General features: G+C 64.1%; 23 protein-coding genes. 10 read left to right on the top strand and 13 right to left on the bottom strand.

The window, feature by feature from the left end; translation table 11 throughout:
• Positions 1-726: 726 nt before the first annotated feature.
• From repA to ACIGJE_RS34710, 4 genes are all read left to right on the top strand, one after another.
• The gene (repA, locus tag ACIGJE_RS34725; RefSeq protein ID WP_483681775.1) at positions 727-1932 is read left to right on the top strand and encodes a plasmid partitioning protein RepA; all 1206 of its coding nucleotides are present in this window, start codon (positions 727-729) and stop codon (positions 1930-1932) included.
• Between the two features lie 79 nt (positions 1933-2011).
• Positions 2012-3004: a plasmid partitioning protein RepB gene (repB, locus tag ACIGJE_RS34720; protein ID WP_311944845.1), complete on the top strand. Its 993-nt coding sequence runs from the start codon at positions 2012-2014 to the stop codon at positions 3002-3004.
• Positions 3005-3158: 154 nt separating this feature from the next.
• Complete coding sequence (gene repC / locus ACIGJE_RS34715; protein ID WP_415083062.1) at positions 3159-4385, top strand: plasmid replication protein RepC; 1227 nt, start codon at positions 3159-3161, stop codon at positions 4383-4385.
• 353 nt (positions 4386-4738) lie between these two features.
• Positions 4739-5848, top strand: a complete 1110-nt coding sequence (locus ACIGJE_RS34710; protein ID WP_415083060.1) for an RHE_PE00001 family protein — start codon at positions 4739-4741, stop codon at positions 5846-5848.
• A gap of 43 nt (positions 5849-5891) precedes the next feature.
• On the opposite strand, the gene ACIGJE_RS34705 is transcribed toward ACIGJE_RS34710, so the two are convergent.
• The 8 genes from ACIGJE_RS34705 to ACIGJE_RS34670 form a co-directional block, all read right to left on the bottom strand.
• Positions 5892-6329, bottom strand: a complete 438-nt coding sequence (locus ACIGJE_RS34705; protein WP_311944849.1) for an acyl-CoA thioesterase — start codon at positions 6327-6329, stop codon at positions 5892-5894.
• Entirely contained in the window at positions 6322-7047 is a 726-nt protein-coding gene (locus ACIGJE_RS34700; RefSeq protein ID WP_415083058.1) for a glutathione S-transferase family protein, read from the bottom strand. The genes ACIGJE_RS34705 and ACIGJE_RS34700 overlap by 8 nt, the downstream gene beginning before the upstream one ends.
• Before the next feature lie 80 nt (positions 7048-7127).
• Positions 7128-8087, bottom strand: a complete 960-nt coding sequence (locus tag ACIGJE_RS34695; RefSeq protein ID WP_415083056.1) for a LysR family transcriptional regulator — start codon at positions 8085-8087, stop codon at positions 7128-7130.
• Between the two features lie 135 nt (positions 8088-8222).
• Positions 8223-9392 (bottom strand): acetylornithine deacetylase, encoded by a 1170-nt coding sequence (argE, locus tag ACIGJE_RS34690; protein ID WP_415083054.1) that lies wholly within the window; start codon positions 9390-9392, stop codon positions 8223-8225.
• Positions 9393-9555: 163 nt separating this feature from the next.
• Entirely contained in the window at positions 9556-10233 is a 678-nt protein-coding gene (locus ACIGJE_RS34685) for a DUF1028 domain-containing protein (protein ID WP_311944854.1), read from the bottom strand.
• 11 nt (positions 10234-10244) lie between these two features.
• Positions 10245-10664, bottom strand: coding sequence for a RidA family protein (locus ACIGJE_RS34680; RefSeq protein ID WP_311944855.1), 420 nt, complete (start codon positions 10662-10664; stop codon positions 10245-10247).
• Positions 10665-11033: 369 nt separating this feature from the next.
• A complete protein-coding gene (locus tag ACIGJE_RS34675; protein ID WP_415083051.1) occupies positions 11034-12488 on the bottom strand; it encodes a 4-hydroxyphenylacetate 3-hydroxylase family protein in 1455 nt (484 codons plus the stop codon).
• 330 nt (positions 12489-12818) lie between these two features.
• Entirely contained in the window at positions 12819-13952 is a 1134-nt protein-coding gene (locus tag ACIGJE_RS34670; protein ID WP_068289175.1) for a branched-chain amino acid ABC transporter substrate-binding protein, read from the bottom strand.
• A 253-nt stretch (positions 13953-14205) separates the two neighbouring features.
• Here ACIGJE_RS34670 and ACIGJE_RS34665 point away from each other — a divergent pair, with 253 nt between their 5' ends.
• From ACIGJE_RS34665 to ACIGJE_RS34645, 5 genes are all read left to right on the top strand, one after another.
• Positions 14206-15123 carry a branched-chain amino acid ABC transporter permease gene (locus ACIGJE_RS34665; protein WP_149250520.1) on the top strand — a complete coding sequence of 306 codons (918 nt, stop codon included), beginning with the start codon at positions 14206-14208 and terminating at the stop codon, positions 15121-15123.
• Positions 15124-15126: 3 nt separating this feature from the next.
• Positions 15127-16314: a branched-chain amino acid ABC transporter permease gene (locus ACIGJE_RS34660; RefSeq protein WP_415083048.1), complete on the top strand. Its 1188-nt coding sequence runs from the start codon at positions 15127-15129 to the stop codon at positions 16312-16314.
• 11 nt (positions 16315-16325) lie between these two features.
• Entirely contained in the window at positions 16326-17114 is a 789-nt protein-coding gene (locus tag ACIGJE_RS34655) for an ABC transporter ATP-binding protein (RefSeq protein WP_415083047.1), read from the top strand.
• The gene (locus tag ACIGJE_RS34650) at positions 17107-17805 is read left to right on the top strand and encodes an ABC transporter ATP-binding protein (protein WP_311944864.1); all 699 of its coding nucleotides are present in this window, start codon (positions 17107-17109) and stop codon (positions 17803-17805) included. Before ACIGJE_RS34655 ends, ACIGJE_RS34650 begins: the two co-directional genes overlap by 8 nt.
• 146 nt (positions 17806-17951) lie before the next feature.
• On the top strand, positions 17952-19112 hold the full coding sequence (locus ACIGJE_RS34645) for a LysR substrate-binding domain-containing protein (protein ID WP_311944866.1): 1161 nt from the start codon (positions 17952-17954) through the stop codon (positions 19110-19112).
• A 263-nt stretch (positions 19113-19375) separates the two neighbouring features.
• Here the strand turns inward: ACIGJE_RS34645 and ACIGJE_RS34640 are convergent, their stop codons facing one another.
• Positions 19376-20356, bottom strand: coding sequence for a quinone oxidoreductase family protein (locus ACIGJE_RS34640; RefSeq protein ID WP_415083046.1), 981 nt, complete (start codon positions 20354-20356; stop codon positions 19376-19378).
• A gap of 114 nt (positions 20357-20470) precedes the next feature.
• Here ACIGJE_RS34640 and ACIGJE_RS34635 point away from each other — a divergent pair, with 114 nt between their 5' ends.
• Complete coding sequence (locus tag ACIGJE_RS34635; protein WP_311944872.1) at positions 20471-21352, top strand: LysR family transcriptional regulator; 882 nt, start codon at positions 20471-20473, stop codon at positions 21350-21352.
• Here the strand turns inward: ACIGJE_RS34635 and aztD are convergent, their stop codons facing one another.
• From aztD to aztA, 4 genes are all read right to left on the bottom strand, one after another.
• Positions 21353-22594, bottom strand: a complete 1242-nt coding sequence (aztD, locus tag ACIGJE_RS34630) for a zinc metallochaperone AztD (protein WP_311944873.1) — start codon at positions 22592-22594, stop codon at positions 21353-21355.
• 73 nt (positions 22595-22667) lie between these two features.
• Positions 22668-23600, bottom strand: a complete 933-nt coding sequence (gene aztC, locus ACIGJE_RS34625) for a zinc ABC transporter substrate-binding protein AztC (protein ID WP_415083044.1) — start codon at positions 23598-23600, stop codon at positions 22668-22670.
• 18 nt (positions 23601-23618) lie between these two features.
• On the bottom strand, positions 23619-24494 hold the full coding sequence (aztB, locus tag ACIGJE_RS34620) for a zinc ABC transporter permease AztB (RefSeq protein ID WP_415083043.1): 876 nt from the start codon (positions 24492-24494) through the stop codon (positions 23619-23621).
• Positions 24494-25189: a zinc ABC transporter ATP-binding protein AztA gene (gene aztA / locus ACIGJE_RS34615; RefSeq protein WP_415083042.1), complete on the bottom strand. Its 696-nt coding sequence runs from the start codon at positions 25187-25189 to the stop codon at positions 24494-24496. Before aztA ends, aztB begins: the two co-directional genes overlap by 1 nt.
• Positions 25190-25431 lie beyond the last annotated feature (242 nt).

The following is a 25431-nucleotide window of genomic DNA, read 5'->3' as shown; positions in this document are numbered from 1 at the left end:
CTGAGAAGCTGACTCTTCATATATCGAGCGCATCTTCAGCAAACACAACGGCGGTGGTGGATCTCAGCGACGGCCCGGCGGCGCTGTCAGCGCTCGGCCGCATCCTGAGCCCCTTGGCGATCGATCGGTCAGCGAATTCTCAGGGAGGCTGATCTGCGTTCCAGGCGAGGCCTCGGGCACTCCCATGCCATCCTGCGGTCCGAGATTGGCATCGCAGTCAGAAGTCTACCCCAAGGTGGACCTTTCCCGGCATTCCGCACAGGACACCCATGCCCTCCCCTTTCCAGGAAGGATTCCGAGCGCGCTTGATCGCCCGCAATCGATCGGCATTTGCGCGAATGGCAAATCGCCACTCCTGAAATCGGCAGCCCTTCGCGGTCACAAGCACAGCGCGCTGCCCTCGTCTTGAGATATTTGCTTCGGAGAGGATAGAATCTTCGGGAATCAGACTTCGATTCCCGTCAATAGGCAGCGCTGCAAATCTTTTATTTTTCTTGCCGGCCTCAGGCGGCGTTTTGACAGCCGTGCAAACCGCAAAAAACCAGCGATAATACAAAAAGATAGAATCGAAACAGGCTGTGCCGGAAGTGATTCGAGACACTATTTCGGCGTTAACCTTTCATTAACCTAAAATTCATTGCCGCTTCGCGAGAATCGGGCATAATTCCCGCTTGAAATGTTGTTTCATGCGAAAAAGCGTTATTCCGAGAATCGTAGTCGATGAACATGTCGATCTCAAACCAGGATCTGGAGGCATTCAGCTTTCACGAGACCATCCTCCAGCAGGGGGAGTTGATCTCGGACAAGCTAAATATGCTCCGGGTGGAGCACTATCCGCCGAATGCGATGAAGAGCCTGCGCTCGTTCTCGCTGGCGGAGGTTGCCTATTTCCTTGGCGTCACCCAATCCAACGTCAAGAAACTGCATCTGGAAGGCAAGGGTCCGATTCCGACCACTTCCAGCTCGGGGCGACGCAGCTACACGGCTGAGCAGATGCTGGAGCTGCGGCAATATCTCGACCGGCATGGCCGGGCGGACTTCAAGAAATATGTCCCGCATCGCCGCGCCGGCGAAAAGCTACAGATCCTTTCCGTGGTGAACTTCAAGGGCGGCAGCGGCAAGACCACCACAGCCGCCCATCTCGCCCAGCACCTTGCCCTCACCGGGCACCGGGTACTGGCCATCGATCTCGACCCGCAGGCCTCGCTTTCGGCATTGCACGGCATCCAGCCCGAACTCGACAAGAATCTCTCGCTCTATGAGGCCCTGCGCTACGACGACCAGAGGAAGCCGATCACCCAGGTGATCCGGCCGACCAATTTCCCGGGCCTCGACATCGTGCCGGCCAATCTGGAGCTGCAGGAATACGAGTACGACACGCCGCTCGCCGCCTCCAACCGCGCCTCGCCGGATGGACGGCTGTTCTTCACGCGCATCACCAACGCGTTGAAGGAAGTCGAGGATCGTTATGACGTCGTGGTGATCGATTGCCCGCCCCAGCTCGGCTATCTCACCCTGACGGCGCTGACGGCATCGACCTCGGTGCTGATCACGATCCACCCTCAGATGCTCGACGTCATGTCGATGAGCCAGTTCCTGCTGATGCTGGGCGGCGTCCTGCGCTCGATCAGCAAGGCGGGAGCGGAAGTGCGCCTGCAGTGGTTCCGATATCTGGTCACCCGTTTCGAACCCATAGACGGTCCTCAGACCCAGATGGTCGGCTTCATGCAGGCGTTGTTCCCCCATCAGATGCTGAAAAGCCCGATGCTGAAATCCACCGCGATTTCGGATGCCGGCATCACCAACCAGACCCTCTACGAAGTCGACCGCTCCCAATTCATCCGATCGACCTATGACCGCGCGATCGAGGCTCTCAATGCCGTGAATGAGGAGATCACCGCTCTGGTCCACAAGGCATGGGGGCGGCGATGAAAGCGTTTTTTGACAGCCGTGCAGACCGGCAAAAAAATACATTCTTTCAATATGTTGGACGAGAGCAGGGGAGGGCGCTTTGGCACGCAAGAATCTTCTAGCGAGCATCACCGGCCCGGCTGCGGATCGGACGATGCATGAAACGCGCTCCGACTATGCTTCGCGCGGGGCATCGCGCTCCATGATGCTGTCGATCGAAGAACTGGCCGAGAGTGCCAAACGTCTCACCGATGGCGAGACCATTGTCGCGCTTGATCCGGACCTTCTCGACGCTTCCTTCGTCTCCGATCGTATCGAGGACGACGAGGAGGAATTTGCCCTATTCCGCCAGGGGATCGAGAAGGATGGCCAGCTTCAGCCCATTCTTGTTCGCCCTCATCCGGACAGTGACGGGCGCTATATGATCGTCTTTGGCCATCGACGGGCGCGCGCAGCACGGGAGCTCGGCATACGGGTGCGTGCCGTGGTCAAGAATGTCGAGGAAATCGCCCATATCATCGCGCAGGGCCAGGAAAACACCCGCAGGGCCGACCTGTCCTTCATCGAGAAATCGCTGTTTGCCGCCAAACTGCTCGCGATGGGCCAAAGCAAGGATACGATCAAATCGGCCCTCACCGTCGACGATACGCTGTTGTCGCGCATGCTGTCGGTGGCTGAGATCGTACCCGCCTCGATCATCGAGACGATCGGTGCCGCCAAGATGATCGGCCGTGACCGCTGGGAAGAACTCAAGAAGCTCCTGCTACGGCCCGGCGCAGCCAGCCAGGCGGAGGAACTTCTCGCCGAGGAAGACTTCCGCCATCTCGATACGCCTGCCCGCTTCAACCAGTTGCTCACCCATCTCCAGCGCGCACGCAGACCGGTCCGCGCAGCACCCGCACCACAATCGGCCGGCAACTGGGCTGCGCAGGACAAGCGCGTGGCGGCCAGTTACCGAAACACCGGCAAGTCCTTCAGCCTCTCGCTCAAATCGAAGGATGCGGGCGAGTTCGGCAATTACCTCTCGTCCAACCTGGAGGCACTTTACGAGGCCTTCAGGGAGGCAAAACAACGCAACCAAACAGGAGATTAACCCCGCAAAAGAAAAAAGCCCCCGAGCGTCGCCGCGCGGAAGCCTTTTCTGTCGTAAGCAAACAGAGAATCTCATTTCCGCGAATCACTGTCAAGCGTTTCAGGCGTCGTACTTCGACGAGCGGATTTCTTTTGCCTGGATAAGGTGAAAGAGAGTGCAGATTCATCATGCAACGTCGCCCTTTGGGCGGCGAACGCTGACACTTGCCCAAATTGCAAGTCAAGCGATCGCCAAGACGCGTCCAACCACGCGCGCACGACCAAAGTGGGAGATCTACCAGGCCCTATGCACGGCACGAGCTCGTCTCGACATTTCCGAGCGCTCTCTTGCCGTCCTCAATGCCCTGCTGACTTTCCACCCCGAGACCACTCTTTCGGGTGAAGCCATCATCGTGTTTCCATCCAACGAGCAGCTCAGCCGCCGCGCCCACGGCATGCCCGCCTCGACACTGCGACGCCATCTTGCCGTCCTCGTCGAAGCCGGCCTGATCATCCGGCGCGACAGCCCCAACGGCAAGCGCTATGCCCGTCGCAATCGCGGCGGCAGCATCGAGCTCGCCTATGGCTTCGACCTCGCCCCCCTGCTTGCCCGTGCCGACGAGTTCATGCAGCTCGCCACCGAGGTCGAGGACGCCGCCCGATCGCTCAAGCTCGCCCGTGAGCGCATCACCATCTGCCGGCGCGACATCTCCAAAATGATCGCCGCCGCACAACAGGAACTGATGCACGAGTCCCCTGAGAAAGCAGAGGGCCAAATCTGGCTCGACCTGCACACCCTCTATCGCGACCTTGTCGAAAGCCTGCCACGACGCGCCACCCTCGAACAGCTCGAGACCTTGGCGAACCAGCTTTCAGCACTGGCCGACGACATTCTCAACCGCTTGGAACTACAGATCAAAACTGCAAAAGTGAGCACCATTGAGTCCAGCAATGGGCGCCACATACAGAAATCAGATCCAGAATCCCTTATTGATTCTGAACCAGCGACATCCGCCGCTCAGGCGCCGAAACCGGCACCGGCAAGCCATGCCGCTACGCTCGACGGCAGCTACACGCTCGGCATGGTCTTGCGCGCCTGCCCCGACATTGTCGATTACACCCGCAACGGTATCGGCAATTGGCGTGATTTCCTCGGAGCCACCAACCTGGCCCGCTCCATCCTGCGGATCAGCCCAAGCGCCTGGGAGGAGGCGCAAACCGTGATGGGCGAAGCACAGGCTGCCGTCGTCATCGCCTGCATCGTGCAGCGAGCTGCCAATATCAATTCGGCTGGCGGTTACCTGCGCAGCCTCACCCGCAAGGCCGAGGCAGGGCAATTGTCGCTTGGCCCCATTCTGATGGCACAAATCCATGCCCGCGAACCACAGCCCTCACGAACCTGACGATCATCATGGCCAGGATGAAACGAATGATGACCTTTGCAAAAAAAACGGCCGGAAAACCGGCCGCTGCTTGGATAGGCATCCAAGAAGTTTCTCTTGGGAGGAAACCCCGGGAACCCATCAACCCACCGGGGAAGAATGGGGACGTGCTCCCGACAACGGGGATATGGAGAGAGGCAGGCTCCGCTTCAAGGTCGGACAGCGTTAAATATCGGCAAGGTCGGAATTGGAAGCCCATCTTCCGACGACGAAGGTCAAAAGAAGACCTTCTCGATGTGGCGGAAGCTAAATATGTGTTAGGTTCCGTTATTTGATTTTTCATTAGGGTTATCAGGCCTTTGAAAATAGCTGGTTTGGAGCTTGGAAAGCTACCCTGGGGCGAAATTGCGGTCCCTCTCGCCATCGCGGAGGATGGACTTGCGCGGCTCGACGAGAGGCTACGCACCAGCCCGATCCGGCAGGGCTGGATCGCGCGCACCCACTTCTACGATGCCGCCGGCAGCTTGTGGCTCGACGGCGAATTGGTACATCTCGAAGACCTTGTGCTGCACGACGCGGCCATGGACGCACGCACACCGACCCATGAGCTTACCCGGGCCCATACCGTCCTGCGGGCCCGGCGACGCATTGCGTCTGCTCCAGCCGACTGGGCTCTCTCGCAGGAAGGACTGGCGAGCCTGCTCGGCAGGGAAGCCCCCCCGCAAGGTGGATCACCTCCCGCGTCCCGGGAAGCAGATGATCCCGAGCGCCAAGGAAAGGACAGGGCGATCGCCCAACCCGGTGAAACGGAGGAGGACCAGGCCTGGGCCGCCGAACTCGCAGCCATCGATGCCATAGTCTCGCGCTCATCAGCCGTGCTCGCCGGCGAAACCGCCTCGGCGCCCAATCGCAAGCCGGACATCTATGATGCCGACTGGGACGAAGAGGCGCGCCTTGAGGAATGGCGCGAAGACATCAGGCACCTGGACGGTCTGCCACCGGTGCTGGCCGCAGCAACTGCGGTCCTCGCTTGGGAAACCATCGAGCCCCTGCAATATGCCGCCTGGCTCGGGCGCGCGCTGGGAGCCGCTGTCCTGCGGGCGCGCGACAAGGCGCGCTTTCATCTGCCTTGCCTGTGCGTGGGCTTGCGTGCCTTGCCTCGTGAAACGCGATTTGCCCATGGTCCCGGGCCGCGGCTCCTGGCCTTCATCCAGGCCATCGCGGTGGCGGCAGAACAGGGATTGAAGGATCACGACCGCTGGATGTTGGCTCGACATCAGCTCGAACGACACCTCGCCGGCCGTCGCTCCACCTCGAAACTACCGGCCTTGATCGAGCTGCTGCTGACGACGCCTCTCGCCTCGGCACAGCTCATCGCCAAGCGGCTCGATATCACGCCGCGGGCGGCGCAGGACCTCATTGCGGAACTGGGCGTGAGGGAGATCACCGGGCGAGGCCGCTATCGGGCCTGGGCGATCATATAAGCGGACATGGCAAGGCTGTCTGCGGTTCCCTATAGCGTTTGCTCTAGGCCGGCTGAGGCCGGTGAGCGCCCAGTTCGTGCAGACGCTTGGCAGCTCCTTCGGAAAGGGCACGAGAGCGGCGCGTGCTGTTGTCGACGAGTACCACGACGCTCTGTCCCTGCGCGACACACGCCCCGTTCTGGAATACGGCCTGATCGAGCGTAATCGAACTGCGGCCGAAGGCGCTGACCCTTGTGCCGATCTCCACCGTCCCGGGCCAAAGCACCTCGGCACGAAAATCGATGACCACGCGTGCAAGCACGAAAGAGCTGCCGGCATCCGCGATGGGGGCGGCGAGATCATGGAGGAGTTCAACCCGGCCCGTCTCCAGGAAGGTTGCAAAGACCGCATTGTTCACATGGCCCTGCCGGTCCGTATCGCCATAGCGCAGCTTGTCGGTGGTCAGGAACTCGTAGTCTGCCGGCACGGGCAACTCAGGCATCGGGCAACTCCGAAACGACCTTGTGGTGGGGAGCCTGACGCGCAAGACCATCGAAGAGATCGAGCAGGCGCTCGCGCCAGGCATGGATGGTGTCGTCAGCCGCCAGGAGGGTGACATCACTGGTGCAGCGGGCCCACATGAACATGCCGAAGACGCAGTAATCGGCATAACTGGGCTGCAAGCCTCCGAGGAAGGCCTGTCCACCAAGCAAGTGGCGCAGGGGTGTGAGCGTGTGGCGCAGCCTGTCGAGATGGAGCTGCTGGTCCTCGACGACCTGTTCCAATGTCTTGCCGTAGCGCTGTTCGCGGCTCGCGCGAAAATAGTCCCGGTCCTTCTCGTCGAGGATAGTGTAGATATCCAGCAGGATCAGGCGGGCGATGGCCGGCAGCAGGGCCGTATCGGCCCAGCTGTTGACGAAACGCGTCACGGCTGCCGCTTGCGGCGCGCCGAAGAGGGGAGGGCGGTCGGCAAAGCGCTCGTCGAGGTGAAGCGCGATGCGCCAGGAATCGGAGACGACATTGGCGCCATCGATGAGAACCGGCACCAGCCCCTGGCCCGAGAAGGCGATGGCTTCCTTGTCGGTGAAACGCCACGGCCTGCGATCGGCCTGAAGCCCCTTATGGGCCAGGGCCATCCGGATCTTCCAGCAATGCGGGCTGAAGCGAAGCTGCGGGTCGGACCCGGCGAGTTCGTAGAGGATGAGTCTTGGCTCGTTCATGCCGCCTCCCATGCACAAGATGGCGTCCGGCCGCATGGTGTCGGGCCGGACAGGCATCCGGGTGCGAGAATCAGGATCGATTACACCTCATCGGCTATAACACGAGAGGGACCTGACTCGGTTCCGCGCATGCCTGGAATATGATCGGCCGAGATGACCTCCCGGCAATGAGCCTCGAAGGCGTCGACGATGCGCGGGCGCCGCATGTCCTTCAGGCAGGCCAGCCCCATCACCATCGGGGCGGTATTGCCCTCGAGCTCGACATAGGCGAGAGGGCGGCCGTTTTCCGCCATCATGTTCACCGGCCTCACCGTCAGCATGGAAAAGCCGAGGCCCGCACCGACATAGGACCGCAGGGTCGAGGGGCTGGCCGTTTCGGCGACGATCCTCGGGGTGATGCTGCGCTGCTCGAACATGGAGAGGAAATATTGGCGGCTGAGCGGCAGGTCGAGCAGGATGAAGGGCTCGTCGGCCAGTTCCTCCAGGCGTACGCTTGATCTGGTGGCGAAACGGTGGTCGGCCGCCAGCAGCACATAGGAGGGCATCTCCACCAGGGACTGGAAGCTCATGTCCGGCGTCAGGTTGAGCTGGTAGGTGAGGGCGATGTCGATCCGGGCAGAGCGTAGGCCTTCCAGCAACTCGGCCTCGCTGCCCTCGGTCACCACCATCTGGGCATCGGGATATTTGGCGATGAAACCGCGCCAGAGCTCCGGCATGATCAGGGAGGAGAAAGTGCGGAAGGAGCCGACATTGATCGGGCCCGACACGATGGAGCCGGCGGCATTGGCGACGTCGTAGAGTTCATAGGCGGCGCGCAGCGATTCCTTGGCGGCCCTGAGCAGGCGCTTGCCCGGTGTGGTCAAGGACAGGCCCTGGGCGTGCTGGCGTACGAAGATCTGCACGCCGAGCTCGGTCTCCAGATGCGAGATCGCCGCCGAGACCGAGGGCTGGGAGATGTTGACCAGCTCGGCCGCCCGGGTGACGCTGCCGGTCTCGCCGGCGGCGACGAAATAGCTCAATTGTCGCAAGGTAAAACGCATGGGTTGCTCCTCACGCGGCCTGCGGCGGCATCGGCGCCTCGCGTTGCAGGCCCTGAATCATTCGATCAACTGCCAGACAAAATCCTCGCTTCGGCACGGTCCGTCAAAGCGGCAACTGGCCGCTCGGGCACGCGATCACAGGCCGACGGCAAGGCGATCGACCAGTGCGGCAAGCATGGCATCGCAACGGCCGAGCTGATCGGCGCCGACATATTCGTCGGGCTTGTGGCCCTGCGCCATGAAACCGGGGCCGCAGACCGCCGTCGCCAGGCCGAGCCTATCCTGGAACAAGCCTCCCTCCGTACCGAAGGCGACCTTGAAGGTCGGCTCCCGGCTTTCATTGATCAGGCGCAGCAGCGTCACCACCGGGGAATCGACGGGTGTCTCCAGGCCCGGATAGGCATTGACCTCGTCGATGGCGATGGCGGCTTCCGGAAAGGCCGGACGCAGCGGCGCGACGATCGCCTCGGCATCGTCCTTCAGATCGGCAATGATGGTCTGGGGATCATCGCCGACGACGTTGCGGATCTCGAACTCGATCTCGCAGCATTCCGGCACGATGTTGAGGGCCTGGCCGCCGCTCATGCGCCCGGCGTGAAGGGTGGTGTACGGGATCTCATAGTGCTCGTCGCGCCTGCCGGTCTCGGCGAGGAGACGCTGGCGCTCGCGCAGCCTGCCGAGGAAGTCTGCCCCCAGATGCAGGGCGTTGAGCGCGAGCGGCGCCAGGGCCGAATGGCCGGCGCGGCCGGTGCAGCAGGCCCGCAGCGCTACCTTGCCCTTGTGCCCGGTGGCAATGCGCATGCCGGTCGGTTCTCCCACGATACACAGAGCAGGGCGGATCGGATGGCTCGACAGCCGGTCGATCAGGCTACGCACGCCGACGCAGCCGATTTCCTCGTCGTAGGAAAAGGCAAGATGAAGAGGCGTCTTCAGTTCGCACCTAGCTACCCGCAAAGCCGTGGCAAGGGCCGATGCCACGAAACCCTTCATGTCAGTGGTGCCGCGGCCATAATAACGGCCGTCCCGTTCGCAAAGGGCGAACGGATCCGTGCTCCAGACCTGGCCCTCGACCGGAACGACATCGGTATGGCCGGAGAGCACGACCCCGCCATTGGTGGCGGGACCGATGGTCGCGAACAGATTGGCCCTGGTGCCGTCCGGGCTCTCGACGAGATCCCAGCCGATGCCGGCGCCATCGAGCAGGCTGGTGACATAGCCGATCAGCTCGCGGTTCGATTGCCGGCTGATGGTCGCAAAACCGATCAGGCGCTCGAGAATGTCCAGGGTCGTCGGTTCGGTTGCCATGCTGTCATCGCCACATGAAGGGGCCCGGTCCTGCGGACCGAGCCCGCTGAAGCAAAGCGCGTTTTGGCTCGAACGCCCATTTGCTCCAGCTTCGTGTTTCAACGCGTCTTTGCGATTCATGGTGAGACCGTAAAATCGCAAAACGCTTTGTTGTCATAGCCGGTCAGAGATCGCCCGGTACGCCATAGCTCGGCGCCTGGCTCGGGTCGAGGGCCCGCGAGACATAGGCTTCCATCTCACCCTTCCAGCGCTGCCAGAGCTGGTCGAGGTCATCGATCGGATCGCCCTCGCTCCAGTCGACCCTGAGATCGGCGACGGGCCAGGCGACATCCCGCACCAGCAGCATGCCGATGGAATGGACGGGGCCTTCCTCGCCCCCCGCCTTCACCGCGGCCCGCATCGCGCCGACCAGGCGATCGCCGAGCGATTGTGCCGCCGCTGCCTCGAAGGCCGCGACCATGGCGACAGGCACTTCCGGCGACGACAGGAGATTGCCGGCCGCGACCACGCCGGCGCCCTCGACCACCCGATGGGTGCCGAGCGTCCGGCTGCCCGAGAAGCTGGCGGTGCGGCCCTCGCTGTCGACCAGAGCGAGCTGACGGAAATCGAGATGCGGCGCCTCGGCCTTGAGGCGTTCGAGGGCTTCCGATGCCGACAGTCCCCCGGCCATCAGATCGAGGCCCTTCGGCCCGAGCCGGGGATCGGTGATGTTCTGCGTGGCGACGACGCCGACACCGGCGCGCGCATGGGCGCAGCGGGCGGCGACGCAGGGCGAGGACGAGGATACGGCGATGCCGAACATGCCGGTCCGGGCGCAGCGCGCCGAGATCGAGAAGGTCATCGGGCTCTCCCTCAGGCCGCGTCGGGGATGACGGCCGTCACCTCGATCTCGACCACCCATTCGGGCCGGGCCAAGGCAGGCACCACCAGGCCGGTGGAGCAGGGATGGACGCCCTTGAACCACTCGCCCATCTCCAGATAGACCGCCTCGCGATAGCGGATATCGGTCAGATAGACCACAATGCGGCAGATATGGGCCATTTCACTGCCGGCTTCCTCCAGCAGCATCTTGATGTTCTCCAGGGATTTGCGGGCCTGGGCCCGGGGATCGCCGACATGCAGGCTCTCTCGGGTATCGAGGTCCTGGGAGACCTGGCCGCGCAGGAACACCATGGTGCCGCGGGCGACCACGCCCTGGCTGAGATCGGTGTTGAGCTTCTGCTCGGGATAGGTGTCCTTGGTGTTGAAGGGGCGAAGACGCTTGTGGATCATGATCGGGTACTCCGGGTGGTGGCTTGAAGCGTTTCCAGGAAAGGTTGGTCGGTCGTTGCTCAGTCCTCCACCGCCGAGGTCACGCTGCCCCTCACCCTTACCCTCTCCCCGTAAGAACGGGGCGAGGGGGCACCGGCGTCGCGAATGATCCTCGGACCTGTCGCCTCGCCCGACGGTTGGGCGAGACGAAGCGTTTTCGGCCTGAAACGCTGCGGTCGTGGTCCCCTCGCCCCATTCTTACGGGGAGAGGTCCGCACTTGCTTTGCAAGTGCGAGGGGTGAGGGGCAGCGCCCCCCGGAGCAGATCGAGCCGTCGACTTTCCGACTGAGAAATCGCGTTAGAACAAAGAGCTAGAAAGATTGCCTTCGCCTAGCGCTGGGCGGTGAGGATGCGGTCCGACAGGCCGGCGGATTTCTTGGTGAAGCGCAGGGCGTCGTTCCAGTCGAAATTGCGGTAGACGGCACCGAGATGGGCGAAGGGTGGTGACTGGGCAAAGAGCTGGAAGGTGAGCCGGTGGCCGGCATAGTCGGAGTTGAGTAGATCGCGGGCGAAGGCGAGCAGCTTGCGCCGGTCGTTGCTGTCCCAGTTCTCGTTGAGCGTGTAGTACTTCTTCAGCCAGACTCCGGCTTCCTCGTCGGCGAAACTGGCAGCGTCGGGGGTGACGCAGATCTGGCCGCCGCAGAGCTCGCGGGCAATGTGCATCATGTGGTGGAGCTGCGAGCAGGCATGCACGCGCCCGGTCATCAAGAGGGACTGGTTCGGCATCAGCAGGCCGCCCGGGCTCTTTTCGGCATTGGTGATCGCGGCGGTCAGATGCGCGTTGATGCCCTCGCGGTAGCAGGCGAGCGTCGCCAGCTTTTCCTGGACTGCCTGCTGGTTTTCCAGGCCGGTCTGGCGCACGTTCCACAGGGCCGCGCCGATCAGCATGTCGGCGAGCTTGAGGTTGCGCTGCACGAAGGCGAAGGCCGAATAGCGGTGCAGCGTGGCGCGGATGAAAGCGGCGGCCTTGGTGTGCTGGTAGAACAGCACGTTCTCCCAGGGGATCAGCACATCGTCGTAGATGACGAGGCAGTCGACCTCGTCGAAGCGGTTGGCGAGCGGATAGTCCTCGGCCGGGGCGCGGCCGGCAAAGCCGGTGCGGGCGATGAAGCGCAGATTCGGCGAGGAGAAGTCGCACACGAAGCCGACGGCATAGTCGGACAGTTCCGAATTGCCCCAATTGGCGATGGTCGGCTTGGTGAAGGCCTGGTTGGCATAGGCTGCGGCGGTCTCGTATTTGGCCCCGCGCACCACGATGCCGGCATCGGTCTCCTTGACGACATGCAGGAGCATGTCCGGATCCTGGTCCTGCGGCCGCTTGGAACGGTCGCCCTTGGGATCGGTGTTGGCCGAGACGTGGAAGGGGTCCCGGTCGACGACACGCTGGATGTGGTTGCGGATGTTGACCGAGAAGCGCGGGTCGACCTCGTTCAGGATGTCCTGGCCGTCATAGAGCGACCACATCTCGCCGGCCGTCTCGTCGCCGACGCGGGTGACGACGCCGCCGACATCCTCCAGGATGGTGTCGGTGGCCAGGCGCTTGGCGTGCCAGTCGTCCTGGCTGTGGGGCAGCTTGAGGCCGACGGAATAGCGCTCGCCATTTTCCTCATAGCTGAGGATGTCGCGGGTGGCGTCCTCATGCGCGAGGTCGTAGATGCGCGCGCGGATGTCGACCAGCGGCTTGAATTGGGGGTGGACGGTGACGTCCTTGACGCGCTCGCCATTGATCCAGATGCGCCGGCCGTCCCGGATCGAATCCCTGTATTGCTGCCCTGTTCTGAGCATCGTCTTTCCTTCGAAGTTTTCAGCGACATGAAGGCATGTCGCGAGGTGTGCGGCGGGTGAGGCCCGCTTTGCTTGTGTGCCCGGTTGAAGGCGCCAAGCGTTTGATGATGTCAGGGGCGCGTAGCCCCTCACCTCCATCCTCTCCCCGTAAACGGGGCGAGGGGGCGCAATCGTCGCGCCATGTCCTGTAGTCCGGTGTCTCGCTCAACCGGTTGGGCGAGACGGTCCGATTTCGGGTTCGAGCACTACGCCGATGTCCCCTCGCCCCGTTTACGGGGAGAGGGTAAGGGTGAGGGGCAGCGCACCCATCAAACAAAGGTTGTGGAACCTTCAGTTCGTCTTGGTGGTCCAGGCGCCGTCCTTGACGACCTTGATCTCGATCTCGACCGGGATCTGGGTCTGGCCGTGATCGTCGAACGAGGTGGTGCCGAGCACGCCGTCATGCTTGATCGAGCGGATGGCCTGGGCGAGCTTGGCCTTGTCCTCGATGCCGTTGTCGGCGATCACCTTCAGGAGGATCTGCGTCGCCTCATAGGCATATTTGGTATAGGGGCTGGGCGCCTCGGCATAGTTCTGGGCCTTGTAGTCGGCCTCCATCTTGGTCAAAGCCGGGTTGGACTGGGAAGCCGGATAGCTGACCATGGTGCCTTCGGCGGCCTTGCCCGCGACCGAGATGAATTCCGGATCGTAGAAACCGGAAATGCCGATCATCGGCATGGTCAGGCCGAGCTCGGCCATCTGCTTGCGCAGGATGCCGGCCTCGGTGATGACGCCGCCGAAATAGATCGCGTCGGGCGCCTCGCCCTTGATGCGGGTCAGGATGGTGCGAAAATCGGTGGTGCCGACCGGGAGCAGGTCGGTCGAGGAGGTCTGGCCGCCGGCCTCGCCGAAGAACTTCTTGAAGAAGTCAGCGTTGGAGACGCCATAGTCGGAGGTGTCGGCGACGATGGCGACCTTCTTGGCACCCAGCGTTTTGAAGGCCCAGCCGGCCAGAGGCTGGTTTTCGGCCACCAGAGTCGGAGTAACGCGGGTGATCTCGGGCAGGTTCTGCTCGGTGATCTTCGGGCCGATGGCGCCCCAGACGATCATCGGCATCTCGAAGCGATGGAAGACCGGAATGGTGGCGAGCGCCACCGGGCTGTTCCAATGGCCCGTCGCCGCCACCACGGCTGAATCATTGGCCAGCTTCATGGCCGCCGAGACGCCGGTCTGCGGGTCGGACGCGTCATCGAGCGCCACGCCTTCGATCGTATAGGGATAATTGCCCTCATTGGCCTGCTTGATGGCGAGCAGGAAGCCGTTGCGGGCACCCAGGCCCTGGGGGGCGTTGCCGCCGCTGAGCGGGCCGAGGAAGCCGAGCTTGATGGTGTCCTTGGCCAAGGCCAGAGTCGGCAGCGAGGCCATGGCGGTCGCCAGCAGCACACTGCCGAGGAGGCGGCGCCGGCGTGCGTTGAAGATGGTCATGTCTATTCCCTTGCTCGATGGTGCGCCGGACCACGGCAGGATGGCTGGACTTGTCTTCTTGTTTGGGAGCCTGTGGCCGGTCGGCTTGTCCGAAGACGAGAGCAAGGGTGCGAAGTTTTTGCGAAAGCGAGAAGTCGCAATTTTTGAAGCACTGCCTCAGAAATGCCTAAGCAGCGCCGGCTTTCATCACTGCCCCGCCTATGCCTAGAAAAGAAGACCGGACACTCGGCAAACGAGGCGGGAGGGGAATTCTATGGATGCGCTGCTCGCGCAATATCTGCTCAACTGGCTTGTCCTGGCCAGCATCTATGCCTTGGTGGCCTTGGGGTTCAGCCTGCTGTTCGGCGTGCTCAACGTCATCCATTTCTCGCATGGCGACGTCTCGATCACGGCGCCCTTCGTCGCCCTGGCGATGATCCAGATCCTGACCGGCGGCATGCTCGGCTTCGATACCGTGCCGGCCGCCCTGATCGCCTGCCTGATCGCGATCGCTTTTGTCGGCCTGCTCGGCGTGCTGCTCGACTGGCTGGTGATCCGTCGCTTCCGCAATGCCCCGGCCATGATGGCCCTGGTCGCCACGGTGGCGCTCGGCACCGTGGTGCGCGAGCTGATCCGCAGCTTCTATCCGCAGGGCAGCAATCCCAAGCCCTTCCCAGCCCTGGTGACGGGCGAGGTCTCCCTGTTCGGCCTGACCATCCCGGCCTTCAGCCTCACGGTCATCGTGCTCTGCATCGCCATGGTGGCGGCCCTGTTTGCCCTGATGCGGCACACGCCGCTCGGCATGCGCATCCGGGCCGTCGCCGAAGACCGCAATACGGCGCGCCTGATGGCGATCAATCCGAGCCGGATGTTCGCCGCGACCTTCCTGCTGGCCTCGGCGGTGGGGGCGATCGGCGGCCTGTTCTATGCCAGCCATGCCGGCGTGGTGCGCTTCGATTTCGGCATCCAGCTCGGCCTGATCGGCTTTTCGGCCGCCGTGATCGGCGGCCTCGGCTCGATGCAGGGCGCCATACTCGGCAGCTTGCTGATCGCCGGCATCGAGATGCTGGCGCAGGCTTTGCTGGCGGATGGCGCCTCCTATCGCCTGGTCTGCATCTTCGTGCTGGTGATCTGCGTGCTGGTCTTCAAACCCTCGGGCCTGCTCGGCAAGCCTGTCTTCGAGAAGGTGTGAGCGATGGCCGCCACCACGCATAATCTGTCGCAGGCCCGTGCCGGCGCGTCGCTCGGTGCCCTGGCCATCGTCCTCGGCGTCGAGCTCGTCGGAGCCGTCCTGCTCGGAGCCCTGCTCCTGGCCGAACAGACCTTGATCATCGTCGCTTTGCTGGCCCTGCTCGGGGCCGGTTTCGCTGCCCTGCAGCTCAGGCCGCAGATCGAAGAACAGATCGTCGCCGCCTTCCGGCGGCACCGCGGCGTCGCCACCCTCCTCGGCATCGCCATCGTCCTGGCGTTTCCCTTCTTCATGCAGGGCAGCAGCTATGCGCTGCATCTGCTCATCGTGGCCCAGCTCTATTCGGTGCTGGCGCTCGCCCTCAATTTCCAGCTCGGCAGCGCGAACATTCCGAACTTCGCGACGGGCGCCTCCTATGGCATCGGCGCCTACACCTCGGCGCTGCTGGCGATCAATTTCGGCATTTCCTTCTGGCTGACCCTGCCGATCTCTGCGGTGGTGGCGACCCTGTTCGGCTTTGCGCTCGGCTTTCCCTCCATGCGCACCAAGGAGAGCTACCTTGCCCTGGTGACCATCGCCTTCGGCATCGTCATCCAGCAATTGCTCAACAACCTGTCCTGGACGGGCGGACCCAACGGCCTGGTCGGCATTCCCGCGCCGACCTTCTTCGGGCATTCCTTCATCAAGCCGCTCTACATCTTCGGCTACAAGCTGCCGAGCCAGGCCAATTTCTATTATCTCTCGGCGGCGCTGGTGGGGCTTGCCATCCTCTCGGCCGGGCGCCTGCATCACAGCCGGGTGGGCCTGGCCTGGAATGCCTTGAGGGCCGATCCGCTCGCGGCGCGCTGCCAGGGCATCAACGTGGTCTGGTACAAGATCCTGGCCTTCGGCGTCGATGCCTTCCTCGCCGCCTTCGCCGGCACCATCTACGCCTTCTATGTCAGCTACATCTCGCCGGACAATTTCACCTTCGTGGTGTCGGTCACCATCATGACCATGGTGATCGTGGGCGGCATGGACAACACGCTCGGCGTGATCATCGGTGCCTTCCTGCTGACACTGCTGCCGGAAAAGCTGAGGGTGTTCTCCGACTACCGCCTGCTCTTCGTCAGCGTCATCGTGATCGCCTTCCTGATCCTGCGGCCCCAGGGGCTCTTCCCGCAGCGCGCGCGCAATTATGGGGGCCAGCCATGAGGGAGCCGGTCATGAGCCAGGCGCTTCTGGAGACCCGCGGCCTGACCATCCGCTTCGGCGGGCTGACGGCGGTCGATGGTGTGGACCTCAGCCTCGGGCGCTCCGAGATCCTGTGCATCATCGGGCCGAACGGGGCGGGCAAGTCCACGCTGTTCAACGTCATCACCGGCATCTACCGGCCCTCCAAGGGCACGGTGGCGCTGGAGGGGCGGGACATTACCGGCAATCCTGCCCATCGCATCGCGGCCGCCGGCATCACCCGTACCTTCCAGTCGAGCCGGCTGTTCAACGACCTTACCTTGGTCGACAATGTGGTGATCGGCATGCATTGCCGGACCCACACCGGCGTGCTCACGGCGCTGCTGCGTCCGGGCAAGGCCCGCGCCGAGCTCGATGAGGCGGCGGAGCGCGCGGGCGAATTGATCCGCTCCATCTCGCCCGACCTCTATGAGCGGCGCCATACCCTGGCAGGCACGCTGCCCCAGGCCGACCGCCGGCGCCTGGAGATTGCCCGGGCGCTTGCCTCCGACCCGAAGGTGATCCTGCTCGACGAGCCGTCCTCAGGCATGGACGACCGCGACACCGATGCCCTGATGGCCAGCATCCGCTCCGTCATGGCCCGGTGTGCCGGGCTGTCCTTCCTGATCATCGAACACGACATGCGCCTGGTCAGGGCGCTGCCCGACAGGGTTGCCGTCATCGATTACGGCCGGAAGATCGCCGACGGCGATTTCCAGGAGGTGCGGCAGCTGCCGCGCGTCCAGCAGGCTTATCTCGGACACAAGGCCGGCCATGCTTGAACTCAAATCCGTCTCGACCAGCTATGGGCCGGTGCCTATGCTCCGCAACGTCTCGCTCGAAGTGAACAGGGGCGAACTCGTCTGCCTGCTCGGGCCGAACGGGGCCGGCAAGAGCACGACCTTCAATGCCATTTGCGGCCTGATCAGGCTCGATGCCGGTTCGATCGGCATTGCCGGCAAAGACGTGGCTGCGGTGGGAACCGAGCGCCTGTCGGCGCTCGGCGTCGGCTTCGTGCCCGAAGGGCGCCGGCTCTTTCCGACCCTGAACGTGCGCGAGAATCTCAAGCTTGCCTTCGATGCCTCCAGATGCCGGGTGCCGTTCGAGGACCGGCTGGAGGCGATGGCTGGCCTGTTTCCGCGCATTCGCGAGAGGCTGACGCAGGGGGCGGGGACGATGTCGGGCGGCGAGCAGGCCATGGTGGCGCTGGCCCGCGCCCTGATCGGCAACCCGCAGCTGGTGGTGATGGACGAGCCCTCGCTCGGCCTCTCCCCCAAGTTGATCGACGAATATTTCGACATCGTCGGGCGCATCCGCGACGAGGGCAAGACCGTGCTGCTGATCGAGCAGAATGCCGAGACGGCGCTGTCGATCGCCGATCGCGGCTATCTCCTGGTGCGCGGCCAGATCGCGGCGAGCGGCACCAGCAAGGACCTGCTCGCCAACGACACGGTGCACCACCTCTATCTTTAGGCGACCCTGCGGATGTCGGGCGTGCTGCGGCTTTTCCGAACCCGTGCCGCGGAAATCCATATTTTCCAGCGCCGACGAATTCCGGAAGGATCGTCGGCCTGAACGGCCGGGGTGACACCGGCTTCAAGACGAGTGGGAGAGAACGGATGGGCGTGGGGATCGATCCGAAGGTGCGCGAGAAATTTCTCGGCGGCATGAGCCAGGCCGCCTGCACCGTGAATGTGGTCTCCACCGACGGCCCGGCCGGCCGGGCAGGGGTGACCGTCTCGGCCATGGCCTCGGTCTCGGCGGATACGGAGCTGCCGACCATGCTGGTCTGCGTCCATCATCTCAGCCCGGCGGCGGCCAAGATCGTCGAGAACGGTGTCTTGTGCGTCAACGTTCTGCGGGACGACCAGTCCTACATCTCCGATGTCTTCGCCGGGCGTTTCCGCGACGAGATCGGCGACAAGTTCGAATGCACCGAATGGGTGACGGCCTCGACCGGCGCACCGCGCATCGCCGATCCCCTGGTGGCGTTCGACTGCAAGCTGCTGTCGAGCGAGAAGGTGGGCACGCATCACATCTTCCTGTGCGAGGTGCGCGACATCCATCTCTCCCGCCACGGTTCGCCGCTGATCTATGCCAATCGGTCGTATGGCTCGTCGAACCGGATCGAGGGGGCGAGTTCGCTGCGCGCGGCGCTGGCGGGCGAGACCGCCAGGCTGGTGATCGGCTGCTTCCACACCTTCGGGCCCTATCTCATGCCCTCGCTTATCCGCGAGATGGGCGGCATCGGCGTCAAGCTGATCGAGGGCGATCATCGCCGCCTGCGCGAGAGCCTGCTGGCGGGCGAGAGCGAACTGGCGCTGCTCTATGATTTCGACCTCGGCGAGGAATTCGAGAAACTGTCCCTGGGCGAGTTGACGCCCTATGTGCTGCTCGCCGCCGACCATCCGCTCTGCCACCAGAGCGAGGTGGCGCCCGAGGACCTCGCCGCCGAGCCGATGATCCTGCTCGACGCCCCGCCCAGCCGCGACTATTTCACCGGCATTCTCGAAGACGCCGGCATCAAGCCCTTGATCGCCTATCGCTCGATCTCCTTCGAGATGGTGCGCGGCATGGTGGCCCATGGCCTGGGCTATTCGATCCTGGCGACCAAGCCGGCTTCGGACATGAGCTATGACGGGCTCAACCTGGTGACCCGCCCCCTGACCGGCAGGCACCGCGAAAACCGCATCGTGCTCGCCCATCGCGCCGAACGCGAACTCTCGCCCGCGGCCCGGCATTTCGCCGATCTATGTGCCAGGCGTTTTGCAAAGCAGTGAGCTCGTCTCGTAGTGGCTGAATTTTACTAGCGAAGTTGCATAGCCCCTCACCTTACCTCTCCCCGTAAGAACGGGGCGAGGGGACTTCGACCGAGCGCTTCGTGTCGAAGAGATACCGTCTCGCCCAACGGTTGGGCGAGACGAGAGATCTGGGGATGGGTTGCGGCGTCTGCGCCTCCTCGCCCCGTTCTTACGGGGAGAGGTAAGGTGAGGGGCAGCAGCATTCGTGCAAGAAATGGCCGAATGCCCCAAGCGCCCCCCTCTTACGGCGTGATCAGGATGGCGCCGACGGTCTGGCGGGCCTCGGCGGCCTCGTGCGCCTTGGCGATCTCGTCGAGCGAGAAGCGCTGCCCGATGTCGACGCTCACATGCCCCTTGGCGACCGCGTCGAAGAAATCGGCGGCGTTGGCGCGGAAGCTGACGCTATCGGCATTGTGGGCGAAGATCGATGGGCGGGTGATGAACAGGCCGCCCTTCTTGTTGAGAAGGTCGAGGTCGATAGCCGGCGCCGGGCCGGATGCCGCGCCATAGGACACGACCAGCCCGAAGGGCGCGGCGCAGTCGAGCGACTTGATCAGCGTATCCTTGCCGACGGCATCATAGACCACGCGGGCCTTGCGGCCGCCGGTCGCGGCCAGGAAGGCTTCGGGCCAGGCGGGATCGTTGAGATCGATCACGGCCTTGCATCCGGCGGCGAGGGCGGCCTCGCGCTTCTGCGGCGAGCCCGTGGTGCCGATGACGGTCGCCCCCAATGCCGTTGCCCAGCGGCTGAGGATCTGGCCGACACCCCCGGCGGCGGAATGGACCAGCAGCAGATCGCCCGGCTGGACCGCATGGGTCTTGCGCAGCAGATATTGCGCCGTCATGCCCTTGAAGAACAAGGTTGCGGCCGCCTCGTCGCTGACGGAGGCGGGCAGGACGGCAAGCTTGTCGGCGGGGACATTGCGCCTGTCGGCATAGGCGCCCAGGCCCGCATTGATGTAGGCTACCCTGTCGCCGACCTTCAGTTCATCGACGCCTGCACCGACCGCTTCGACCACGCCGGCGGCCTCGAAGCCGAGCCCGCTCGGCAATTGCAGCGGGTAGATGCCCTTGCGCTGGTAAATGTCGATGAAATTGAAGCCGATCGCCGTGTGCCTGACATGGACGTCGCCGGCGCCGGGCGCGGGCAGGTCCCGCGTCTCGAGCTTCATCACGGTGGGGGCGCCGTATTCACTGACGACGACTCTGCGTTGGACGGACATGAAGCGTTTCTCCCGGGTGAACCGTATTTCGGTGTCACCCTCGTTATGATCTCTCTACATTTCGTGATAAATGGGGAGGTCGTTGCAACACTTGAAACAATTCATTTCAAATTAATGGACAGATTCACCAGCATGGGCGTGTTCGCCAAGGCCGTGGAAGCGGGGTCCTTCTCGGCCGCCGGCAATGCGCTCTCGATGTCCTCGCAGATGGTGGGCAAGCATGTGCGCCTGCTAGAGGATCACCTCGGCGTCAAGCTGATCAACCGCACCACGCGGCGCCAGAGCGTCACAGAGATCGGGCGCAGCTATTACGAGCGGGTTCGCACCATCCTGGCCGAGGTCGAGGCGGCCGAAGTGCTGGCCGCCGAGACACGGGCGATCCCGCGCGGCCAGATCCGGGTCAATGCGCCGGTGACCTTCGGCGCGCATGAACTGGCCCCAATCCTGCCGGACTATCTGGCCGCGCATCGCCAGGTCGATGTTGAGCTCACTTTGTCCGATCGCGTCGTCGACCTCGTCGACGAGGGCTATGACGCCGTCTTCCGCGTCGGCCCCTTGGCCGATTCCAGCCTGATCGCCCGGCCGTTGCGGCCGATGACCTTCACCGTTTGCGCGTCGCCGGTCTATCTTGCGGCGCATGGCCATCCTGAAAAGCCGGCCGACCTCAAGAACCATGAAAGCCTCGGCTTCATGCACGGCAATACGCGCGACCAATGGCGCTTTGCCGGTCCCGACGGTCTGGAGACGGTCGAGCTCTCCTATCGCTTCCTGGCCAATAATGGCCAGGCCCTGCTTACGGCGGCCCTGGCCGGCCTCGGCATCATGCTCCAGCCGAGTTCGCTGGTGCAGAGCGAGATCGAGGCCGGACAGCTGGTCCGGCTGCTGCCGGGCTATGAAGTCCCGCCACGGGTCATGCACATCCTCTATGCGCCGGATCGCCGGATCACGCCGAAGCTGCGCTCCTTCGTCGACTTTGCCGTCGCCCGTTTCGGCTGATCATGGCTGGGACTGGTTTTCCGCTGCATGGTCATGGACCTTGCCGGAACCGCCGACGGCCACGACGTTGAAGGGCCTGCCGTCGACCTTGATCTCCCCGGCCGCGGTGAAATCGGCGGCATTGACGAGGTGGAGGGTCGAGGCGAGCGGATCGGTCACCACGATCCTGTCGCCGGCGACGGCCACGCGCGGGCGCGGATCGCTCCAATGCCCATCCATCGAATAGGGCTGCGTCAGTTTCAGCGATTTGACGATCTCGCCCTTCAGTACGTCGACCTGATGCAACTGGCCGTCCTCGGTGACGACATAGGCGAATTTCGCCCGGATGGGGTCGACGGCAAATTGGACGCGCCGTGTCGGAAGCTGGACGAGGCGGAAGCCACCGGCTTCGGAGGGGTCGACGATCAGGATGCGGTCGGCGCCGTAATTGCCGATGAAATATTGCAGGCCCCTGCCGCCGATCAGGGTCGAGGAACTGCCCTTGGGCAGGGAGGCGGCATAGGGAAGGTGCCTGATCACCGGAACGCCGGTGCCCTGCCCGATCAGCAGCAGCCCGGTGTCGCACGCCAAAGCATAGAGGCTTCCCGAGCCGGCCGAGCCATGCAGGCCGGGGCAGGGGATGTCGGGGCCGACAGGCTTGCCGTCGAAACCGACAATCCTGGCGCCGATCGGGCGCTTGGAGGCATCTTGCGGATCGGGGATGGTGATCACGGCGCCGTTGTCATAGGGCACGGCCACGCCGTGATGGGGCGCGACGACATCGACACTGCGCGGATTTGCCTTGTCGTCGAGGACATCCTGTTCGGTGAAGAGGCGCGTCCTGTCCTCGCCGTCGAACCATTGCGCCACCAGGCCCTGGTGCTCGACGAAATGGCCGGGCTTGCTGCCGGTCATGCCGAGACCGAGCAGTTTGGGATCATCGATGTCGATATCGCCATGGTCGCCGTGATCGTGAAAGGCAATGCCGGTCGAGATCGCCGACACCGTTCCGGCCGAGCCCTGCACCGCGAACACCGTGCGGCCGCTTTCGCTGCGGTAGAGCGATGCGGGACCCTTGATGCTGAAGCGGGCGAGCATGCCGCCGTTCAGAGCATCGATGACATGCACCACCGGGGCCGCGTGATCGGACACGAACAGCCGCCAGGCGGTGACGTCGTCTTCTTCGGCAAGAGCGACGTTGCCCGCGGGACCGAGGGCAAGGCCGAGGCCCAGGGCCCAGGCAAGATATGGCAATGGCTTCATGGTTTTCTCCATGGATCGAGATTTGAGGGGTTGGCGAATGAAAGGCAGGCCGGTCGCGGCCTGTCGGGAGCAGCTAGCGGCGAGTGATTGCGCCTGCGAGCGTCCGGGCGTTGTGACGCATCATCTCGACATAGGAGGCGGCGGGGCCGTCCGGTTCCGACAGCGCATCCGAATAGAGCGTGCCGCCCAGCGGCAGGCCGGCCTCGCGGGCGATCTGCTCGACCAGGCGGCTATCGGCGATGTTCTCGGCAAAGACGGCGCTGGCACGCTTGAGGCGGATCTGCCGGATGATGCCGGCGACATCGGTGGCCGACGCCTCCGCCTCGGTCGAGACGCCCTGCGGTGCCAGGAAGGCAAGGCCATAGGCCGATTCGAAATAGCGGAAGGCATTGTGCGCCACGACCACGACGCGTTTTCCGGGGGGGATGGCGGCGATCATGGCCCGGATCTCCCGGTCGAGACCGGAAAGCACCTGCAGATAGGTGTGGGCATTGGTCTTGTAGAGTTCGCAGCCCTCGGCGTCGGCGCTGCAGAAGGCCCGGGCGATGGCTTCGACATAGAGGCTGGCATTCGCCACGTCCTGCCAGGCATGCGGGTCGAACGGTGCCGGGTGAAAAACGGCCTTGCCGTCATGATGATGAAAATGCCCGCCGGCCGGATCCTCGAGGGCTTCGATGCCGCCCGAAAGCTCCACGACGGTGGCGGTGCTGCCGCTGGCTTCCAGGAGGCGCTTGAGGAAGCCCTCGAACTGCAGCCCGTTGACGAGGATGACATCCGCCTTGGCCATGGCGATCGCATCGGCCGGCTTGGGCTCATAGACATGGGCGTCGCCGTTCGAGCCGACCAGGACGCGCAGCCTCACCCGGTCGCCGCCGACCTGCCTGGCGAAATCACCGATGATCGAGAAGCTGGCGACGACATCGAGGGGTTTTGCCACCGCGGCCGTCGCGGAACCCAGCAAAGCGGCGAGAACGGCGAAGACGGGCAGGAACTTGATGGGAAGCATGCGGGCAGGTCCGTGTGGTCAGATGGCGCGGCGGCGCGGTGAGGCGTACAGCGAGAGCCGCAGCCCGCGTGGGCCGAGCAGCAGCGAGCCGAGATAGAGCGAGCCGGCCGACAGGATGATGGCGGGGCCGGAGGGCAAGGCGGCGTGATAGGAGAGCAGCAGGCCGGCGAGGGAGGCGGCCAGCCCGAAGGCGATCGCCGTGAGGCACAGGTTGGCGGCCCGATCGGCCCAGAACCGGGCGGCAGCCGCGGGCAGGATCATCAGGCCGACGCAGAGCAGCGTGCCCAGAGCCTGGAAGCCGGCGATCAGATTGAGCACCAGCAGCACCAGGAAGGCGAAATGGAGCGCCGGGCCGAGCTTGGACACCGAGCGCAGATAGAGCGGGTCGAGGCATTCGGCGACAAGGCCGCGCCAGAGCAGCAGGACCGTCGTGCTGGTCACCGCCGCGATCAGGCCGATCAGGGCGAGGGCCTGATCATCGAGGGCGAGGACGGTGCCGAACAGGATGTGGAGCAGATCGAGGCCCGAGCCGCGCGTAGAGACCATCACCACGCCGGCGGCGAGTGAAATCAGGTAGAAGGCCGCCATGGCGGCGTCCTCCCTGAGGATGGTGAACCGCGACACTGCCCCGGCGCCGAGCGCCACCACGCCGCCGGCGATGAGGCCGCCGAGTGTCATCGGCACCAGCTTCAGCCCGAACAAGGCAAAGCCTGCCGCCGCGCCCGGCAGGATGGCATGCGCCATGGCATCGCCGGCCAGGCTCATGCGGCGCAGCATCAGGAAGACACCGACCGGACAGGCGCTGACGCAGATGAGGAACGTGCCGAGCAGGGCTCGGCGCATGAAGGCGAACTCCGCGAAGGGAGCGAGGAGCACCTGTTGCACCATCTCCATCACGCCGGCCTCCCGGCCGCGAGGCGAAGTGCTTGCCTGCCCCGGTCCGCGGCCGCAGGTTCGACTTCGGCGATGCCGGCGAGGCGCAGGATTTCGGGAAAGTGGCTTTGGGCCAGGTCGAGATCGTGCAGCACCGTCATGATCGTGCGCCCCTCGGCATGCCAATGCCGGATCAGGCCGAGCAGGACGGCGACGGTCTGGCTGTCGATGGCATTGAAGGGCTCGTCGAGCAGGATCAGGTCGGCATCCTGCACCAGCACCCGCGCGAACAAGGCCCTCTGCATCTGGCCTCCCGAGAGGCGGTCGAGGGGGATGTTCGCAAAGCCTTCGAGGCCGACCGCGGCGAGCGCCGCTCGTACGGCGCGCCGGTCGCCGGCGCGATGGCGCCCGAGCAATCCGCGTCGGGGCCAGAGGCCGAGGCCGACGAGGTCGATGGTTCGGGCCGGGAAGGAGCGGTCGAGTTCGGATTGCTGCGGCAGATAAGCGAGCCGGAGATTCGGGCCGATGGCGCAGCACCCCGCAATCGGCCGCAGAATGCCGGCGATGGTGCGCATCAGCGTGGACTTGCCCGACCCGTTGGCGCCGACCACGGCGGTGAGCGAGCCCCGGCGCACGACGTGGTCGAGCCCCGTCAGCACGGCCTGGCGGCCGTAACCAAGGCTGAGATCGGCGAAAGTGACGGCTCTGTCGGGCATGACCGCTGCAGTTCTCTCAATATGATATGTTATAACATAACTATCGAGATCGAGGCGCTGATGCAAGCGCGCCGCCGCCGGTGCGACGAATGCTGCCGTGGATGACCTGTGGCGTTCGATGCTTTGGCGAAGTCACGTCACGATGCAGAGGCGTGACGTGACTTCGCCAAAGCATCGTGCCGAAAAGTGGACGCCGATTCTCGGCAATAACGATGCCGTAGGGCGAAGTGGGGTTCGGAGGA

Source organism: Labrys sp. E2SS-1L (assembly GCF_057073705.1).
Note: the sequence above shows the minus strand (reverse complement) of the source record. Positions and strands in the feature narration are given on the sequence as shown.